This is a genomic window from Aeromicrobium sp. REDSEA-S38_B2, assembly GCF_001628525.1.
Taxonomy (GTDB): Bacteria; Actinomycetota; Actinomycetes; order Propionibacteriales; family Nocardioidaceae; genus Aeromicrobium; species Aeromicrobium erythreum.
In genome coordinates this window covers 53383-71139 of the sequence record NZ_LUNH01000019.1, presented here as the reverse complement: position 1 = coordinate 71139, position 17757 = coordinate 53383, and the positions used below count along the sequence as shown (strand labels likewise).

19 protein-coding genes and 1 other RNA gene are annotated in these 17757 nt (G+C 71.8%); 10 read left to right on the top strand and 10 right to left on the bottom strand.

The window, feature by feature from the left end; translation table 11 throughout:
• Nucleotides 1-32 precede the first annotated feature (32 nt).
• Nucleotides 33-548, bottom strand: a complete 516-nt coding sequence (locus A6Q81_RS04405; RefSeq protein ID WP_286689656.1) for a hypothetical protein — start codon at nucleotides 546-548, stop codon at nucleotides 33-35.
• A gap of 54 nt (nucleotides 549-602) precedes the next feature.
• Nucleotides 603-1013: an HIT family protein gene (locus A6Q81_RS04400; RefSeq protein WP_067855578.1), complete on the bottom strand. Its 411-nt coding sequence runs from the start codon at nucleotides 1011-1013 to the stop codon at nucleotides 603-605.
• A gap of 37 nt (nucleotides 1014-1050) precedes the next feature.
• Between A6Q81_RS04400 and prfB the strand changes: the two genes are divergently transcribed.
• Entirely contained in the window at nucleotides 1051-2166 is a 1116-nt protein-coding gene (prfB, locus tag A6Q81_RS04395; RefSeq protein WP_286689655.1) for a peptide chain release factor 2, read from the top strand.
• A 28-nt stretch (nucleotides 2167-2194) separates the two neighbouring features.
• Here prfB and A6Q81_RS04390 read toward each other — a convergent pair whose 3' ends face one another.
• The 5 genes from A6Q81_RS04390 to A6Q81_RS04370 form a co-directional block, all read right to left on the bottom strand.
• Nucleotides 2195-4294: an iron ABC transporter permease gene (locus A6Q81_RS04390; RefSeq protein WP_286689654.1), complete on the bottom strand. Its 2100-nt coding sequence runs from the start codon at nucleotides 4292-4294 to the stop codon at nucleotides 2195-2197.
• An 11-nt stretch (nucleotides 4295-4305) separates the two neighbouring features.
• Entirely contained in the window at nucleotides 4306-5295 is a 990-nt protein-coding gene (locus A6Q81_RS04385; RefSeq protein ID WP_286689653.1) for an ABC transporter substrate-binding protein, read from the bottom strand.
• A complete protein-coding gene (locus A6Q81_RS04380; RefSeq protein ID WP_286689652.1) occupies nucleotides 5292-6125 on the bottom strand; it encodes an ABC transporter ATP-binding protein in 834 nt (277 codons plus the stop codon). The genes A6Q81_RS04385 and A6Q81_RS04380 overlap by 4 nt, the downstream gene beginning before the upstream one ends.
• A gap of 82 nt (nucleotides 6126-6207) precedes the next feature.
• Nucleotides 6208-6837 carry a DinB family protein gene (locus A6Q81_RS04375; protein WP_286689651.1) on the bottom strand — a complete coding sequence of 210 codons (630 nt, stop codon included), beginning with the start codon at nucleotides 6835-6837 and terminating at the stop codon, nucleotides 6208-6210.
• Nucleotides 6838-6859: 22 nt separating this feature from the next.
• The gene (locus A6Q81_RS04370) at nucleotides 6860-7390 is read right to left on the bottom strand and encodes a hypothetical protein (RefSeq protein WP_286689650.1); all 531 of its coding nucleotides are present in this window, start codon (nucleotides 7388-7390) and stop codon (nucleotides 6860-6862) included.
• Nucleotides 7391-7457: 67 nt separating this feature from the next.
• Between A6Q81_RS04370 and ftsE the strand changes: the two genes are divergently transcribed.
• The 8 genes from ftsE (at nucleotide 7458) to ssrA (ending at nucleotide 14767) form a co-directional block, all read left to right on the top strand.
• Nucleotides 7458-8147 (top strand): cell division ATP-binding protein FtsE, encoded by a 690-nt coding sequence (ftsE, locus tag A6Q81_RS04365; RefSeq protein ID WP_067855594.1) that lies wholly within the window; start codon nucleotides 7458-7460, stop codon nucleotides 8145-8147.
• A 9-nt stretch (nucleotides 8148-8156) separates the two neighbouring features.
• Nucleotides 8157-9071: a permease-like cell division protein FtsX gene (gene ftsX, locus A6Q81_RS04360; protein ID WP_067855597.1), complete on the top strand. Its 915-nt coding sequence runs from the start codon at nucleotides 8157-8159 to the stop codon at nucleotides 9069-9071.
• A gap of 155 nt (nucleotides 9072-9226) precedes the next feature.
• Entirely contained in the window at nucleotides 9227-10501 is a 1275-nt protein-coding gene (locus A6Q81_RS04355) for a M23 family metallopeptidase (RefSeq protein ID WP_286689649.1), read from the top strand.
• A 55-nt stretch (nucleotides 10502-10556) separates the two neighbouring features.
• Nucleotides 10557-11033, top strand: coding sequence for an SsrA-binding protein SmpB (smpB, locus tag A6Q81_RS04350; RefSeq protein WP_067855602.1), 477 nt, complete (start codon nucleotides 10557-10559; stop codon nucleotides 11031-11033).
• Nucleotides 11034-11939 (top strand): amidohydrolase family protein, encoded by a 906-nt coding sequence (locus A6Q81_RS04345; protein ID WP_286689648.1) that lies wholly within the window; start codon nucleotides 11034-11036, stop codon nucleotides 11937-11939.
• Nucleotides 11936-13312, top strand: a complete 1377-nt coding sequence (locus A6Q81_RS04340) for a DHA2 family efflux MFS transporter permease subunit (protein WP_286689647.1) — start codon at nucleotides 11936-11938, stop codon at nucleotides 13310-13312. Before A6Q81_RS04345 ends, A6Q81_RS04340 begins: the two co-directional genes overlap by 4 nt.
• Before the next feature lie 75 nt (nucleotides 13313-13387).
• A complete protein-coding gene (locus tag A6Q81_RS04335; RefSeq protein WP_286689646.1) occupies nucleotides 13388-14200 on the top strand; it encodes an endonuclease I family protein in 813 nt (270 codons plus the stop codon).
• Between the two features lie 196 nt (nucleotides 14201-14396).
• Nucleotides 14397-14767: a transfer-messenger RNA gene (gene ssrA, locus A6Q81_RS04330) on the top strand.
• A gap of 337 nt (nucleotides 14768-15104) precedes the next feature.
• Here ssrA and A6Q81_RS04325 read toward each other — a convergent pair.
• On the bottom strand, nucleotides 15105-15686 hold the full coding sequence (locus A6Q81_RS04325; protein WP_286689645.1) for a hypothetical protein: 582 nt from the start codon (nucleotides 15684-15686) through the stop codon (nucleotides 15105-15107).
• A 113-nt stretch (nucleotides 15687-15799) separates the two neighbouring features.
• On the opposite strand from A6Q81_RS04325, the gene A6Q81_RS04320 reads away from it, so the two are divergent.
• The gene (locus A6Q81_RS04320) at nucleotides 15800-16087 is read left to right on the top strand and encodes an SAV_915 family protein (RefSeq protein WP_286689644.1); all 288 of its coding nucleotides are present in this window, start codon (nucleotides 15800-15802) and stop codon (nucleotides 16085-16087) included.
• A gap of 21 nt (nucleotides 16088-16108) precedes the next feature.
• On the opposite strand, the gene A6Q81_RS04315 is transcribed toward A6Q81_RS04320, so the two are convergent.
• Nucleotides 16109-16882: a lytic transglycosylase domain-containing protein gene (locus A6Q81_RS04315; RefSeq protein WP_286689643.1), complete on the bottom strand. Its 774-nt coding sequence runs from the start codon at nucleotides 16880-16882 to the stop codon at nucleotides 16109-16111.
• Nucleotides 16879-17757 carry an anchored repeat-type ABC transporter permease subunit gene (locus A6Q81_RS04310; protein ID WP_286689642.1) on the bottom strand — a complete coding sequence of 293 codons (879 nt, stop codon included), beginning with the start codon at nucleotides 17755-17757 and terminating at the stop codon, nucleotides 16879-16881. The genes A6Q81_RS04315 and A6Q81_RS04310 overlap by 4 nt, the downstream gene beginning before the upstream one ends.

Sequence of the window (17757 nt, the reverse complement as noted above, 5' to 3'; positions counted from 1 at the left end):
CGTCGTCGTGAGGTGGACGGGTCGGTGCGACGTCAGCAGCCGCCGCAGGTGTAGAAGGTGACGTCCCAGTGGCTGCCTTCCTTCGCGTACTCGTTGCCCGAGGCGGAGCGGTACAGCTGCGCGCCGTCGCTGCGGGTGCCGACGTAGGTGAACGTGTTCGTCACGTACGACGTCAGGCAGGTCGACAGGCTGAAGTCGAGCTTGTAGCCGTTGTAGTGCGAGTACGTGCCCGACGCGTGGCCGACCTCGGTGCCGCCCGTGATGTTCAGCGCGCAGCCGCTGGCCGACTTGAGGGTGCGCGCACCGTCGACGCTGGTCTGGCGCAGGCCCTCGAACGACGTGCACGACGAGTTGCTGCGCGTCGTGCAGCCTCCCGACGACGACCACGTGATGCCGGCCGCGCGGAAGGCCGACTCGGCCTGCGCCTGGGTCACGGCCGACGCGGACGACGCGACGCCGACCACGCTGCCGAGCCCGAGCAGGGCGCCGGTCAGGAGGACGACGAGCCGTCGCAGGACAGGTGCTTTCTGGTTCCCCGATGTGTTCATGGCTCCCATGCCAACCCGAGTCGGCGCCATGACGCAAGCCCCCGGCGGTGACGATCAGTCGACGAGCGCGTGACGCAGACGGTCGCGGTACTCGCGCGCCTCGCCGTCGGCGTAGCGGGTGCGCGGCCAGAAGAAGCCGCGCAGGCCGTCGCCCTTCGTGCGCGGCACGACGTGCACGTGCAGGTGCGGCACGCTCTGGGAGACGACGTTGTTCATGGCCACGAACGTGCCCTGCGCGCCCAGCTCGCTCGACATCGCGGCGGCAGCCCGGCGGGCCGCCGCGAACAGCGGCACGGTCATCGGCTCCGGCAGCTCGAGCAGGGTGTCCACGTGCTCGCGCGGCACGAGCAGCGTGTGGCCCTTGAACACGGGCCGCACGTCGAGGAAGCCGAGCACGTGCTCGTCCTCCAGCACCACCTCGGCCGGCTCGTCGCCGGCGACGATCTTGCAGAACAGGCACGCCACGGTCTCGATCCCACCACAGGGCCGGTAACCTCGACAGGTGGCCACCGACTTCCCCGAGCAGATCAAGGAGCTCGGCGCGACCCTGACCTCCATCGAGAAGGTGCTCGACCTCGACGCGATGCAGCGCGAGATCGACGAGCTCCAGGAGCAGGTCGGCGCGCCGGACCTCTGGGACGACCAGGCGAACGCGCAGCGCGTCACCGGTCGTCTGTCGACGCTGCAGGCGCAGCTCGAGCGCATCACGGGTCTGCGCGGCCGGCTCGAGGACCTCGAGGTCCTCGTCGAGCTCGCGCAGGAGGAGGGCGACGCCGACTCCCTCGCCGAGGCGGAGTCCGAGCTGACCAAGCTGCAGCAGGCCGTCGAGTCGCTCGAGGTCCGCACGCTGCTGTCGGGCGAGTACGACGAGCGCGAGGCCCTCGTGACCATCCGCTCCGGCGCCGGCGGCGTCGACGCCGCCGACTTCGCCATGATGCTGCAGCGCATGTACACGCGCTGGGCCGAGCGCCACGGCTACCCGGTGGAGGTCTACGACACCTCCTACGCCGAGGAGGCCGGCATCAAGTCGACGACGTTCGCCGTCAAGGCGCCCTACGCCTACGGCACGCTCTCGGTCGAGTCCGGCACGCACCGTCTCGTGCGCATCTCCCCGTTCGACAACCAGGGCCGGCGCCAGACGTCGTTCGCGGCGATCGAGGTCGTGCCCGTGCTGGAGCAGACCGACGAGATCGACGTCCCCGACGAGGAGATCCGCGTCGACGTGTACCGCTCGTCGGGTCCGGGCGGCCAGAGCGTCAACACGACCGACTCGGCCGTGCGCCTGACGCACATCCCCACGGGCGTCGTGGTCAGCTGCCAGAACGAGAAGAGCCAGCTGCAGAACAAGGCCAGCGCCATGGTGATCCTCAAGGCCAAGCTGCTCGCCCTCAAGAAGGCCGAGGAGCGCGCCCACCTCGACTCGCTGCGCGGCGACGTGCAGGCCACGTGGGGCGACCAGATGCGCAACTACGTGCTCAACCCGTACCAGATGGTCAAGGACCTGCGCACCGAGCACGAGACGGGCCAGACCCAGGCCGTGCTCGACGGCGAGATCGACGACTTCATCGAGGCCGGCATCCGCTGGCGCCGCGGCCAGGAGGCCGAGGCCACCGCCTGACCGACCCTGACGGGTCGGCCAGGCCCACTCATCCGCTGCGGCGCGAGCGGTGCAGCAGGTACAGGAAGTACGGCGTGCCGATGGCGGCCGTGAGCAGGCTGGCCGACAGCTGGGTCGGCGCGATGACCGTGCGTCCCAGCAGGTCTGACAGGCTCAGCAGCACGGCACCGAGCAGGGCCGCGACCGGCAGCACCAGGCGGTGCCGCCGGCCCACGAGGGCGCGGGCCGCGTGCGGTGCCACCAGCCCGACGAACCCGACCACGCCGATCACCGAGACCGCCGCGGCGGCGAGCAAGGTGCCGCACCCGAGCAGCAGCAGACGCGACCGGGCGGGGTCGACGCCCAGCACGCGCGGCGTGTCCTCGTCGACAGAGAGCAGGTCGAGGCGCCGTGCGCCGGCGACGCACACCGGCAGCAGCACGGCGCAGGCGACGACGAGCGGCACGAGGTGCTCGTACGCCCGGCCGTAGGTGGAGCCCGACAGCCAGGTGAGGGCCTTGGAAGCGTTGAACGGGTCGGTCGCGACGATGAGCACGGTCACCAGGGCGATCGCTCCATACGCCACCCCCACGCCGAGCAGCACCAGCCGGTCGGTCGCGAACCCGCTGCGCGCAGCGAGTCCGAACACGAGCGTCGCCGCCACGACCGCACCGACGGCGCTGGCGCCGGAGATGGCCCAGTAGGTCGCCGCCGGCGCAGCGGTGACCACCAGCACGGCGCCCACGGAGGCGCCGCCGGAGACCCCGAGCAGCGTCGGGTCAGCGAGGGGGTTGCGGGTGACGCCCTGGATGATCGCGCCGGACACGGCGAGCGCGACCCCGGCGAGGGCAGCGGCCAGCACGCGCGGTGCGCGGGCGTCCATGACGCTCGACGTCACCGGGCCGCCGCGCCCGGCAAGCCAGTTGATCAGGTCGCCCACGAGGAACATCCGGTCGCCGACGAGCATCGAGGCCCCCGCGACCACCGCGAGGAGCACGGCGAGGATGCCGACGAGCAGCAGCGGGCGACGCACGCCGAGGCCGCGGACGTCGAGCGCGTTGCCGCCCTCGTCGAGTCGCGAGGCGCGCAGCCGCAGTGCGAAGCCCAGCAGCACGGCGGCACCGAGCAGCGTCGTCGCCACGCCGGTGGGCACCTGCACGGCCCGCTGAGAGCCCATCACGGCACGCACTGCCACGTCGGCGCCGAGCACCACGAGCACACCAGTGAGCCCCGAGAGCGGGACGAGGGCCCGGTGGCGGTGCAGACCGGCGACGCGGGACGTGCCGAGGCGCACCAGCGCGGGTGCCACGAGACCCACGAACCCGATCGGGCCGACGAGGGTCACGGCCACCGCGGACAGCAGCACGGCGAGCAGCAGCACCGTCAGCTGGGTGCGCCGCACCGGCACGCCGAGGGAGCGCGCCTCGTCGTCGCCGAGGGCCATGAGGTCGAGTCGCCGCGCGTGCAGCAGCACCAGCGCCAGCACGACGGCCACGAGCGGCGTCATCAGGCGCACCGTGCCGAGGCCGTTCTGCGTGAGGGTTCCGGCCTCCCACGCCTGCAGGCCGACACCCTCGATGGGGTTCAGGATGATGAGCATCGTCGAGACCGACGCGAGGCCCATCGAGATGACGGTGCCCGCGAGCACGAGGCGCACGGTGCCGTACTCGGTGCCGGCCAGCGCGAACACGAGCAGCGCGGCGAGCAGCCCGCCGACGAACGCGAGCACGAGGTCGCCGCCGAGCGCCGACGGCAGGCCGACGGTCGCGCCCACGGTGACCGCGAGGAACGCCCCGGAGTTCACCGCGAGGGTGTCGGGTGAGGCCAGCACGTTGCGGGCCACGGACTGCATGACCGCTCCGGCCACGCCGAGGCTCAGCCCGACGACGACACCCGCCGCGAGCCGAGGAAGCCGCGACTCGACGACCACGGCGGCGGCCTGGCCGTCGGTCGACCCGGTCAGCCAGCCCCACAGCTCGGCCGGGCCCACGGCGGCTGTGCCCTGCACCACGTGCACCGCCGCCACGAGGGCGATGAGGAGCAGCAGCGTCGCGCTGACGGCGGTGAGCCGCACCGCGGACATCGGTGCCGCCACCGGCGTCGAGGAGCCCTGCTCCTCGACGCCGGGACGCTCGGTGGTGAGGGTCATGTGGGCGGGGGTCAGCCGGCCAGGTCCTGCACGGCGTCGAGGAACTGGTCCATCGAGGCCGGTCCGCCGAACATCCAGATGCGGTCGGGCAGACGGGTGACGTCGCCGCCCTCGACGAACGGCAGCGACGTCCAGACCGTGTTGTCCTTCAGCGTGACGCGGAAGGGGTCGGTCTCGGTGTCGTTGGAGAAGTACCAGAAGCGCACGTCGTCGGGCAGCTTCGTGAGACCCTCGACGTCGGTCTGCGCGAGGCCGTAGGCGGCGTCGGGCTCCAGGCCCTGCACGTCGGCCCACGCGTTCTTGAGGCCGAGCTCGCCCACGATGGTGCCGAGCTGCGACGTCGGCGTGTACGGGCGGACCGTCACCGAGCCACCGTTCTCGTAGGCGTCGGCGAGCGCGACGGTGGTGCCGGCGAGGTCGGAGTCGGCCACGGCCTCCTTGGTCTCGGCGAGCTTCGCGTCGAAGTCGTCGCGCAGCTCCTGCGCCTTGTCCTCGGTCCCCGTGGCCTTCGCGACCAGCTCGACGTTGGCGAACATCTGGTCGATCTGCTCGCCGGCCTTGCCACCCGGCAGCACGATCACGGGGATCGTCTTCTCGATCTGCTTCACGGCGTCGCCGGTGAGCCCGTCGGTGACGATCAGCGCGTCGAGGTCGAGCGAGGCCAGGGTGTCGAGGCTGGGCTCGCCGCGGGTGCCGATGTCGGTGACGTCCTCCGGCAGCTCGACCGCGCTGTCCCAGGTCTCGAAGCCCTTGACGTCCGCGACGCCGACCGGCTCCACCCCGAGCGACACGAGGTACTCGGCGGCGTTCCACTCGGTCGCGGCGACGCGCGTCGCGGGGCCGTCGAGGGTGATCTCCTTGCCGCGCGAGTCGGTGAGGGTGATGGTCGCGCCGGTCGACTCCGAGGCGCCGTCGGACGCCTCCTCGGTGGTGCCGCAGGCGGCGAGGGCGGTAGCGAGGATCGCAGTGGCTGCCACGAGGGGCAGGCGGATGGACGTCACGGGATCTCCTGGGGGGTGAGGGTGCGGGAGTGGTGGCGGGCGACGGCGCGGGTGCGGACGTGGCCGGTGGACGGGTCGACGTGGACGTCGACCCGGATGCCGTAGGCGGCGGTGAGCCGCTCGGCGGTGAGCACCTCGGCCGGGGGGCCGGAGGCGGCGACGCGACCGTCGACGAGCAGCACGACCTCGTCGGCGATGGCGGCGGCCTGGTCGAGGTCGTGCAGGACGATGCCGACCGCGATGCCGTGCTGGTCGGCCAGGTCACGCACGGTGTCGAGCAGCTCGACCTGGTAGCGCAGGTCGAGGAACGTGGTGGGTTCATCGAGCAGGAGCACCGGTGTGTCCTGGGCGAGGCAGCTGGCGAGCCAGACGCGCTGCAGCTGTCCGCCGGAGAGGGTGTCGACGGCGCGGTCGGCGAGCTCGTCGACGCCGCACAGGGCCATCACGCGCTCCACGACGGCGGGTCCGTCGGGGTCGCCCGCACCCCAGCGTCCGCGGTGCGGGTGCCGGCCGTACTCGACGACCTCGCGCACCGACACGCCGCCGGGCACGCTGCGCGACTGGGACAGCAGCGTCAGTCGCTGCGCCACCTCGCGGCCGGAGAGGTCGGCGAGGCGGGTGCCGTCACCGAGCTCGACCTGACCCGCTGCGGGGGTGTGCAGATGTGCCAGGGAACGCAGCAGCGTCGACTTGCCGGACCCGTTCGGGCCGATCAGGGCGGTGACGCACCCGGCGCGCAACGTCACGTCGACGCCGTGCACCACCGTCGCGCGTCGGTAGCCGGCGACGACGCCGGTGCCGCGCAGCTGCGGGGCGGAGAGATCGACCATGGCGATCAAGGTAAGGCATACCTACCTTCTCGTCCCCCGGCGGGTGCGTCGTGACGCCCCGCGGTCCAGGAGGTCTCGCGCCTCAGGCGGATCGTTCGGCGGCCTCGCGTGCCGTGCGGTCGACGCGCGCCACGTGGTGCTGCCAGGTGACGTCGTCGGGCAGGTTCGTGGCGTCGGGCCGCAGCCCGGCCAGACCGTCCAGGCGCTCGCGGAGCACGTCGGCGTGACCGGCGTGCCTGTGTGCCTCGGCGACCATGTGCACCAGCACGCGCCGCAGCGTCACCACGTCGCGCGGGGCGGTCCACCACGGCACGACCCCGGTCGCGTCGAGGTCGAGCGCGTCGATCGTCGCGTCGGCGTGCGCCCACGCGCGGTCCACGTAGCCGAGCGCCTCCGCGAGGCTGACCTCGGCCGGCACCACGAAGTCGGCGTGGGGGTCGGCGTCAACGTCGGGCGTCGGCTCGGGGAACGGACGGTCGAACACCACCCCGAAGTACTCGCACGCGCACACGGCTGTGTGGTGCACCAGCCCGAGCAGGCTCAGGCCGGTGGGCGTGAGGCTGCGGCGCGCGTCGAGCTCGTCGAGACCCTCCACCTTCCAGCGCAGCGCGTCACGCGCCGTGTAGAGGTAGTCGCGCAGGAGGTCCTTCTCGGGCACGGTGCCGTGGACGTCGACGTCGACGTCGACGTCGGGGCTCTGGGGCTCGGCCATGCCTCGACCCTGCCACCGCGCGTCAGTCGGGTCGAGCCCTGCTGCGACGTCGGTTCAGGCCGGGCACCTTCTCGAGCATGCCCGCGAGGTCCGTCGCGGTGTCCAGGAGCGCGTGGATGTCGGGTCCGACGTTCTTCATGTCCTCCAGGATCGGGACGATGTCGGTCTCGAGCTTCTCCACGAGCATCGGCAGGTGATCGATGAGGCCCACCAGCGCCTCGATCTCGTCGGGCGACGTGGTCTCGGAGATGCGCTGCAGCGTGGGGGCCAGCCGCTCGATCGACGGACCGAGGTCGTCGAGGATCGGTCCGAACGTGTCGAGCAGGCCCTGCGCCCGCGCGAGGGTCGGCTCGACGCTGGCCACCGTGCCCGCGGTGCGCACGACGACGGCGTCCGCCGCCTTGCGGGTGGCGTCGATGTCGTCGACCAGCCGGTGCGCGCGGCGCACCAGGTCCTCGGCCGAGTCGAGCAGTCCCACGGCCCGCGGCAGCAGCGAGGCGGCCGCCTCGACCAGGTCCGGCAGACGGCGCGGGTCGGGCAGGCGGGGGAGCATGCCGTCACGCTACCGAGCGCGGGCGAGTCTGCACGGGGACGTGGACCCGCGTGCCTAGACTCGTCGGGTGATTCGCTTCGACAAGGTCACCAAGACCTACCCGGGCCAGAAGCGTCCTGCGCTGGACGCCGTCGACCTGGAGATCGAGAAGGGGGAGTTCGTCTTCCTCGTCGGATCCTCGGGGTCGGGCAAGTCGACGTTCCTGCGTCTCGTCCTGCGCGAGGCGCGGCCGACGTCAGGGCGCGTGCACGTGGCCGGCAAGGAGATCAACAAGCTCTCGTCCTGGAAGGTGCCGAAGCTGCGCCGCCAGGTGGGCACGGTCTTCCAGGACTTCCGCCTCCTGCCCAACAAGACCGTCCACGAGAACGTCGCGTTCGCGCTGCAGGTCATCGGCCGCTCGCGCTCCGAGATCGACCAGCTGGTGCCCGAGACGCTCGAGATGGTGGGGCTGGAGGGCAAGGGCCACCGCATGCCCGACGAGCTGTCCGGCGGCGAGCAGCAGCGCGTCGCCATCGCCCGCGCGTTCGTCAACCGGCCGATGATCCTCATCGCCGACGAGCCCACCGGCAACCTCGACCCCACCACCAGCGTCGGCATCATGAAGCTGCTCGACCGCATCAACCGCACCGACACCACCGTCGTCATGGCCACCCACGACTCCTCGATCGTCGACCAGATGCGCAAGCGCGTCATCGAGCTCGACGAGGGGCGCGTCGTGCGCGACGAGGCCCGCGGCATCTACGGCTACCAGTCCTGAGGCGATCCTGTGCGCACCATCCTGAGCGAGCTCCGCGCGAGCCTGTCCCGCAACACGTCCATGACCATCTCGTTGGTCGTCACGATGACCGTCTCGCTGCTGCTGGCGGCGCTCGGCCTGCTGCTGCAGAGCCAGGCCGACCGCACCGAGCAGTTCTACGGCGACCGGCTGCAGGTGCAGGTCAACCTGTGCACCGACAACTCCACGGCGCCCACGTGCGTCGGCGGTGCCGCGACGAAGGACCAGACCGCAGCCGTCCGTGAGGCGCTGTCGACGAACCCCGAGGTCAAGTCCTACGACGTCCGCAGCCCGCAGGAGAACTACGACAAGGCCCGTGAGCTGCTCGGCCAGACCGACTCCGGCAAGGCCCAGCTCGACACCGTCGAGCCGTCGGACTTCCCCGAGTCCTACTTCGTCACCCTGAAGGATCCGCAGCAGTTCGACGGTCTCGTCAGCCAGGTCTCGGGCATGGACGGCGTCGGCAACGTGCAGTCGCTGAAGAAGCTGCTCGGACCGCTGTTCGAGATCCTCGACAAGATGCGGTGGGCCGCGCTGGCCACGTCGCTGCTGCTCATCGTCGCGGCGATCCTGCAGGTGTCGAACACCATCCGCATGACGGCCTACGCCCGGCGTCGCGAGATCGGCATCATGCGTCTGGTCGGCGCCTCCAGCTGGCACATCCAGCTGCCGTTCGTGCTCGAGTCGCTGCTCGCGGCGCTGGTGTCGGCGGCATTGGCGGCAGGAGGCCTGGCCGCGTTCATGTCGTTCGTCGTCTACGGCTACCTGCGCACCCAGCTGGGGGAGCTGACCACCTGGATCAGGTGGCAGGAGGCGGCCGCCGTCATGGGCTACACGACCGTGCTCGCCATGCTCCTGGCGCTCGTCCCGACACTCGTGATGACCCGCAAGTACCTTGACGTGTGACCGTGATGGCCTAGAGTCACACCAGTAACACCTGCACCACCCGCCTCGCGGCGGGTCGCCTCGCAGTTCTCCTTCCCCAAGGCCGAGGTCCCATGTCCCACCGCACGTCGTCCCGTCCCACCCGTACCGTCACGCGTCGTCACGCGGGGCGGGGCGTGCTCGCGATCCTCGCGACCTGCGCGCTCGTGGTCGGGCTGATGAACCCGGTGCTGGCCGACAAGAAGGACGACCTCCAGCGTCAGAGGCAGGGCGTCAACGGCAAGATCGACGGCGCCCAGAAGTCGCTCGACTCCTCCAGCGCCGCGTACGCGAAGGCCGCGAAGGCGCTCGACGCCGCGCAGGCCAAGCTCTCGTCGGCGCGCGCGACGCTCGGCAAGACCCGCGGCCAGCTGGCCGTGTCGCAGGCCGAGGACGCCCGCATGCAGGCCGAGCTCGACCGCAGCCAGGCCGCCCTCGACAAGGCCGTCGCCGACCTGAAGAAGGGGGAGCGGCGGCTCAAGGCGTCCGAGGACGAGGTGAAGGCGTTCACCGTCCAGACCGTGCAGGAGGGCGACCGCGGGATGAAGGCGTTCGGCGAGCTGCTCGGCGGCGAGAGCCCCTCGACGTTCACCGACCGGATGAGCCTCAACGCCTCCGTCGGCGACGCGCAGGTCTCGCGCATGCAGAAGCTCGCGGCCGCCAAGGTCATCCTGCGCCTCAACCGCGACAAGGTCGAGAAGCTGCGCGACCAGGTCGCTGTGGCCCGCCAGGCCGCCGCCGCCAACCTGCAGAAGATGACCGAGCTCGAGGCCGCCGCCGAGGCGCAGACCGCCGAGGTCGGCAAGCTCGTCGACGCCCGCGCCGACGCCAGCGGCAAGGCGCGCGCCGCGAAGGTCGAGGACGAGCGTCTGCTCGCCGCCTACGAGGCCGAGCGGAACCGCCTCAACAACGAGCTCGCCGAGCTCGCCCGACGCGAGCTGGAGCGCCAGCGCGCCCGCGAGCGCGCCGGTCGTGGGGGCAGCGGCAACAACGGCGGCCTCTCCGGCGGCGACGACAACGGTGCGCTGTCCTACCCCGTCAACGGCCCGATCACGTCGCCCTACGGCATGCGCGTGCACCCGGTCACCGGTGTGTACAAGCTGCACGACGGCACCGACTTCGGCGTCGGCTGCGGTACCCCGATCCACGCCGCCGCGAGCGGCACCATCATCCAGCAGTACTACAACGCCGGCTACGGCAACCGCGTCATCCTCGCCAACGGCATCAAGCGCGGCCAGAGCATCGTGACGACGTACAACCACCTCTCCGGGTTCGCCCGCAGCGCCGGCGCCCGGGTCTCGCGCGGCGAGGTGATCGGCTACGTCGGCAGCACGGGCTACTCCACCGGCTGCCACCTGCACTTCATGGTCATCGCCAACGGCGTCACCGTGAACCCCATGGGCTGGCTCTGACGAGCCGGCCGTGACCGGCCCGGGGCCGTGTGGCCCGACGCACTAGGATGGGTCGGTGGCCAAGGAGACCGGGCGCAAGCTCATCGCGCAGAACAAGAAGGCGCGCCACGACTATCACATCGAGGACACCTACGAGGCCGGCCTGGTCCTCACGGGCACCGAGGTGAAGTCGTTGCGTGCCGGTCGGGCGTCCCTGGTCGACGGCTTCGGCGAGATCGCGAACGGCGAGGCCTGGCTGATCCAGGTGCACATCCCCGAGTACAGCCAGGGCACGTGGACGAACCACGAGACGCGGCGGCGTCGCAAGATGCTGCTGAACCGCCAGGAAATCGACAAGATCGAGCAGCGCATCCAGGCCAAGGGCCTGACGATCGTGCCGCTCGCGCTGTACTTCAAGGACGGTCGCGCGAAGGTCGAGATCGCCCTCGCCCGCGGCAAGAAGCAGTACGACAAGCGGCACGCCATCGCCGAGCGCCAGGCCAAGGCCGACGCGCAGCGCGAGATCGGTCGCAAGATCAAGGGCATCCGCTAGATGACCTCGGCGGACGCCGACCGCCCCGGGCTGGCCGACGCCGACCTGCCGTCGCTCACGGCGTCGCTCGACCTTCCCGGACTGTTCGACGTGCACGTGCACTTCATGCACCCGAAGGTGCTGGCGAAGGTCTGGGCGTACTTCGACTCCGCTGGCCCGCTGCTGGGCCGTCCCTGGCCGATCACGTACCGCGGCAGCGACGAAGAACGCGTCGCGCACCTGCGCGACATGGGCGTCCGGCACTTCTCGGCGCTCTCGTACGCCCACCGCCCTGGCGTCGCGACGTTCATGAACGACTGGACCCTCGACTTCGTCCGACGCGTGCCCGAGGCGCTGCGCTCGGCGACGTTCTACCCCGAGCCGGAGGCCGCGACCTACGTGCCGGCGCTCGTGGCGTCGGGGGTCGAGGTGTTCAAGGCGCACCTGCAGGTGGGCGACTTCGCTGCCGACGACCCGCTGCTCGACCCGGTGTGGGGCACGCTCGCCGAGAGCGGCACGCCTGTCGTGCTGCACGCCGGGTCGGGTCCGGCGCCCGGCACGCACACTGGTCCGGACGGCGTCGCGCGGGTGCTCGAGCGCTTCCCGGGGCTGCGGATCGTGGTCGCCCACCTCGGGATGCCGGAGTACGAGGCGTTCCTCGACCTCGCCGACCGCTTCGCCGAGGTCCGCCTCGACACCACCATGGTGCTCGTCGACTTCTGGGAGGGCTCGCACGAGCTCGCGACGGCGCTACGACCGCGTCTGGCAGACCTCGGCGACCGCGTGCTGTTCGGCACCGACTACCCGAACATCCCCTACGCCTACGCGCACCAGGTGGAGGTGCTCCAGCGGCTCGAGCTCGGCGACGACTGGCTGCGCCGGGTGCTGTGGCACAACGGGGCCGCGCTGTTCGGGCGCGAGACGTGAGGCTCGACTCCGCGGCGGGCCGGTGGCTCGTGGCGGCCATGGTGCTCGGCACGGGGATGGCCTTCCTCGACGGCTCGATCGTCACCCTGGCGCTGCCGGCGGTCGACGACGACCTGCAGGCGGGGGTCGCCGGGCTGCAGTGGACCGTCAACGCCTACACGCTCGCGCTCGCCTCGCTCATCCTCGTGGGCGGGTCGCTGGGCGACCGCTACGGCCGACGTCGGGTGTTCGTGGTCGGGGTCGTCTGGTTCGGCGCGGCGTCGGTGCTCTGCGCGGTGGCGCCGACGATCGAGGTGCTGGTGGCGGCGCGCGGTCTGCAGGGCGTCGGGGGAGCGCTGCTGACGCCGGGAAGCCTGGCGATCATCTCGGCGTCGATCCGGCCGGAGGACCGCGGTCGGGCGATCGGGCTGTGGTCGGGCCTGGCGGGCGTCACGACCGCGCTGGGCCCGCTCGTCGGCGGCACGCTCGTCGACGCGGTCGGCTGGCGCTCGGTGTTCTGGATCAACGTGCCGCTCGCCGTGGCGGTGGTGTGGGTGACGCTGCGGCACGTGCCGGAGTCGCGGGGCGCGCAGACCCGGCTCGACGTCGAGGGGGCTGCGCTCACCGTGGGCACGCTCGCGTTCCTCACCTACGGGCTGGTCGAGCAGACCTCGTGGCCGGCGCTGGTCGGCGTGGTGCTGCTCGTGGCGTTCGTCGTGCACCAGGCGCGCTCGCCGCACGCGCTCGTCCCGCTGTCGCTGTTCGCCGACCGAGTCTTCACGGCCGCGAACATCTGCACGTTCGCGATCTACGCGGCGCTGAGCGGCACGATGTTCCTGCTGGTGCTGCAGCTGCAGTACGTGGCCGGCTACACGCCGCTCGAGGCGGGCCTCGCGACGCTGCCGCTCACGGTGCTCATGCTGCTGCTGTCGTCGCGCGCGGGGGCGTTCGGCCAGCGGGTCGGACCGCGGATCCCGATGACGGTCGGGCCGCTCGTGTCGGCGGCGGGACTGCTGCTGCTCCTGCGAGTCGGCGCCGACGCGCGCTTCTGGGTCGACGTCCTGCCGGGCGCGACCCTGCTGGGTCTGGGGATCACGCTGCTGGTGGCGCCGCTGACGACTGCCGTCCTCGCAGCGGCACCCGACGAGCAGGCCGGGATCGCGTCGGGCATCAACAACGCGGTCTCCCGCACGGCCGGCCTGCTCGCGGTGGCGGCGATCCCGCCGCTGGCGGGCATCGCCGGCGCCGACTTCGCGTCGCCGGACGTGTTCGGGCCGGGCTTCCGGGCAGGGACGCTGATGTGCGTCGGGCTGCTGGTCGTCGCCTCGGTGTGCGCGGCCGCTCTCGTGCACGGACGCTCGGCCGACCCGGAGCGCGCGCCGACCACGTCGTGACGCCCTGTGTGACCATCCGGTGAACTCCGGCGCGCCCTCTGGCGCGTCGTGTCGCCGATGGTGTGGGGTGTGCCCATGAACCGACTCGGGGGAGCCGGACGGGGGTGCGCGGCCACGAGCCGGCGCACGTCCCGGTACACCGGCCTGACCATCATCCTCACGCTCGTCCTGACCGTGGTGCCGCGTGCCGCGGACGCCGCACCGCGGGACGGCTACTACGACAGCGCCCAGGGGCTCAGCGGGGAGGCGTTGAAGAACGAGCTGCACGACATCATCTCGGTGCAGCGGACGATCTCCTACTCTGCCGTCTGGGAGGCGCTCAAGGTGACCGACCAGGACCCGAACAACAGCAGCAACGTGCGGCTGTTCTACTCGCAGGTCTCGCGCGCGAAGTCCGCGAACGGCGGCAACACCGGCCAGTGGAACCGCGAGCACGTGTGGCCGCAGTCGCACGGCAACTTCGGCACCTCCGCCGGACCGGGCACCGACCTGCACCACCTGCGACCGGAGGACGTGCAGGTCAACGGCACGCGCAGCAACAAGGACTTCGACACCGGCGGCTCGGCGGTGAGCAACTGCTCGTCGTGCCTGACCGACGGCGACTCCTTCGAGCCGCCGAACGCCGTGAAGGGCGACGTCGCGCGGATGGTCATGTACATGGCGGTGCGCTACGAGGGCGGCGACGGCTTCGCCGACCTGGAGGCCAACAACCAGGTCAACGGCAGCACGCCGTACCTGGGGAAGATCTCGGTGCTGCTGCAGTGGCACGCGCAGGACCCGCCGTCGTCGGCGGAGCAGCGTCGCAACGACATCATCGACTCCCAGTACCAGGGCAACCGCAACCCGTTCATCGACCACCCGGAGTGGGCGCAGTCGGTGTTCGGCTGACGGTTCCGCCCTCCATCGGTGGCTGGGCAACCTCAGCGCCGGCGGGACGGCGTGTCGGTGGCTGGGCATCCTGAGCAGCGCTGCTGCGGGTGCCTGGCCACCGACGCCGGGCGTCGGGAATCTTCGACGGGGGCCTGGGGTTGTACAGTGGTGAGACGCCGTGCCCGCGAGGGTGGGCGTGGTTGACAACTCAAGAGGGGCTGATCGGTTTCGACTTTGGTCGTTCGACTCAGGAGAAGCGGGTAGAGAACGCGACGTCATCTCTTTAACGTTCGTCGCAACCCATAAGTGCCGATTCCAAGCGCACTGACTTCGCCCTCGCTGCCTGACAGCGACTGGTGAAGGGCAGACCCGGGAGCGTCCCCGTCCCGGATCGTCTGTCTCATCTAGGGGACTTGCTGGCCGCGTAGCGTCACGTGACGCGGTCGGGACTTTTTCGTGACTGAGCCTGTCGGTGACGTGTTCGTCCGAGCACCGGGGCTGAGAAAGGCGATCTGACGCACTGCACCCGGAGAAGTCCTGACTCAGCGCCAGAGGACCCGGGTTCGATTCCCGGCAGCTCCACGTCACGGCAGGACCCCCGACCTCTCGCGAGGTCGGGGGTCCTGTGCGTTCTGGTCGGGGGTCCTGCCGGGACGTGCATCGGGCAGAGCAATCGAGTCGGGCCCCCCTTCGCGGCGCAGCCGCCCAGCGAGGGATCCCGGCAGCTCCACCGAGCCTCGAAGGCCCCGCACCGTCCTCGTGACGGTGCGGGGCTTTCGTGCATTGTGTGGGGCCTTCGAGGCTCGGTGAATCAGGCACCGTGAATCGAGTGGGCCCCACCCTGCGCCGCGGAGCGGCCGTCGGAGGGATCCCGGCAGCTCCCCCCACCAGGATGTGGAACGTCATCGCCCGGAGTGCGGCCTCAGACGGGCGATGACGTACCGGATCGTGCGGAGTGGCGGGCGATCTCGAGGAGGTAGGCGGTGAGGTCGCCGCAGGTGTGCGCGGCCGGGGAGTGCTCGTGCTCGTCGGCGCGCAGGTGGTCACGGACCCGCAGGAGCGCCGTCGTACAGGTGTGGACGTCGTCGCTGGCGACGGGGAGGTGTGGCGTGCCGGCGAGGTGGCAGAGCCGCTCGGTGCCGCGGCGCCGGGCGATTATGATGTGGGTGCGGTCGGCGTCGTCGACGAGTGGACGGTCGTGCTCGGTGAGGACGGTCTGCGCGAGCCGGGCGAGCAGCCGGTTGACCTGCTCGGACTCGGCGAGCAACGGGAGCAGGTCGACCGCGCCGTCACCGTCGTGCCGAGCCCGTTCCTCCGCGACCCGGACGGCCTGGCGTCGCGCGGGAGCCGTGCGCAGCACGGTGCGCGCGACACGGGGGTCGTCGGCGAGGACCGCCGAGAGTGCGGTGTCCCAGCCGAGGGCGAGCAGCCGCAACGCGCGGCGCACCTGCACCTCGACGTGGTCGTGGCGGGCGGCGGGCAGGGTGCGGACGAGCTCGGTCATGTCTCGATCGTGGGCGGCGGGGAGGGCGCCGGCCAGGTGCCTGACGCGATCTTGACGCGATCTTGTCGCCGCGACGGTTCCGGGTCGTCGTCGGTGGGACGCAGACTCGACGGGTGAGCGTTCCCTCCTCCCACCACGCCTCCCCGATGCTGCTGTTCCCGCTCGCGTCACCCTCGACGACTACGGCGCTCCGGCTCGCGCGCCGCGTCGACGGACGTCGCGTGGCCGTGGCGTTCAGCGACGTCGAGCGACTGCGTGCCGCGCTCGGTCGCGACGTGCCCGCGGCACGGATGTGCCTCGCCGCGGCGCACGCGATGCTCGACCCGATCGGGGTGCGCGAGGTGTGTGTCGACCCGCAGGCGCTGGTCGAGCCACAGGCCGTCCAGCACCGCGTGGCCTGACCCCGCGGAGCGGTCGCGACGTCAGCGCGCTGCGAGGGACGCCAGGGAACGCGCCTGCTCGAGGACGCGGGCGTGGTACTCGCTGCCCTCGTTGTAGGAGGAGATCGCCGCCACCCAGTCGGGGCCGCGGGTCAGGTCGCGCTCGCCGTGGCACAGGTAGCGGGCAGCGGCGAGGGCGGCGTCGTCGACGTGCTGCGGGTCGGCGCGTCCGTCGCCGTCGCCGTCCGCGCCCCACCGCTCCCAGGTCGAGGGGAGGAACTGCATCGGGCCGACCGCGCGGTCCCAGCGGTCGTCGCCGTCGACCTCGCCGTCGTCGGTGTCCCTGAGGGCGCGCACGTCGCTGCCGTCGAGCGCCACGCCGACGATCGGCGGGTCGGCTACACCGTCGTCGGTGACGACCGAGCCGTCGATGGTGCCGTGCTCCGACTCGACCGCGCCGATCGCCGCGAGCGTGTTCCACCCGAGCCGGCAGCCCGGCTGCTCGCGCTCCAGCCGCAGGGCCGCGCCGGCGTACGCGCGCAGCACCCGCGCCTCGACACCCGTCGACGCGGCCGTCGCCTCGATCCAGGCGCCGTCGGGCAGCTGGGCCACGGGCACCTGAGCCGGGTCGGGCTCGGCGTCCCGCGACGCTGCCCGCGGAGCCGGCGACGTCGACGCCCGCGCGTCGGGTGGTGCGCCCGCAGCACCCCTGACGGCGTCGGACCCGGGGTCGGGCAGGACGACCGCGACGACCAGCAGCACGACGCCGAGGAGCCCGGCCAGCCCAGCGCAGAGCACGGGCAGCCGCTCCCTCACGCGACGCCCCGCGCCGCAGCCGGTCGACGGCCGGTCCAGGACGCGAGCATCCCGTGCCGTGGCGCGACGAGCCAGGTCACGATGAAGACGGCCGTGAGCGTCAGCACGACGACGGCGCCGGTCGGGAGGTCCCACGTCCACGAGACGTACAGCCCGACGAACGCGCCCACCGCTCCGATCACTGGGGCCAGCACCATCATGACCCCCAGCCTGGAGGTCAGCAGCCGCGCGGTGGCGGCCGGGGTCACCAGCAGCGCCAGGACGAGCACGTTGCCGATCGTCTGCACGCTCACCACGACACTCAGCGCGATGAGCACGTACAGCGCGAGGTCGACCCAGAACACCCGCACCCCCTGGGCACGGGCGCCCTCGCGGTCGAGCCCGACGCTGACGAGCTCGGGGTGCAGCCACGCGCACACGGCGAGGACGACGACGGTCACGACGCCGACGGCCACCAGGTCGCCGTCGTCGACGCCGGCGATCGACCCGAACAGGAACTGCTGCAGCGAGCCGGCGTAGCCGGGCGCCTGCGCGATGATCACGACACCCAGCGCGAACGCCGCCACGAACAGCACGCCGATGACCGAGTCCTCCCGGAGTCGGCGGTTCTGGGCCATGACGGCGATGAGCACGGCGGTCAGCACCCCGGCGACGGCGCCGCCGAGCACGAGGTTCGCCGACAGCACGAACGCGACCGCGAGGCCCGGGAACACCGCGTGCGCGACGGCGTCGCCGATGAAGGCCGTCCCACGCAGGACGACGTGGCAGCCGACGACCCCGCACACGAGCGCCGACGCGACGGCGACGGCCAGCGCGCGGGGCAGGAACGCGAGGTCCGGGTTGACGAGGTCGGCCAGGAAGTCGAGGAACCCCAC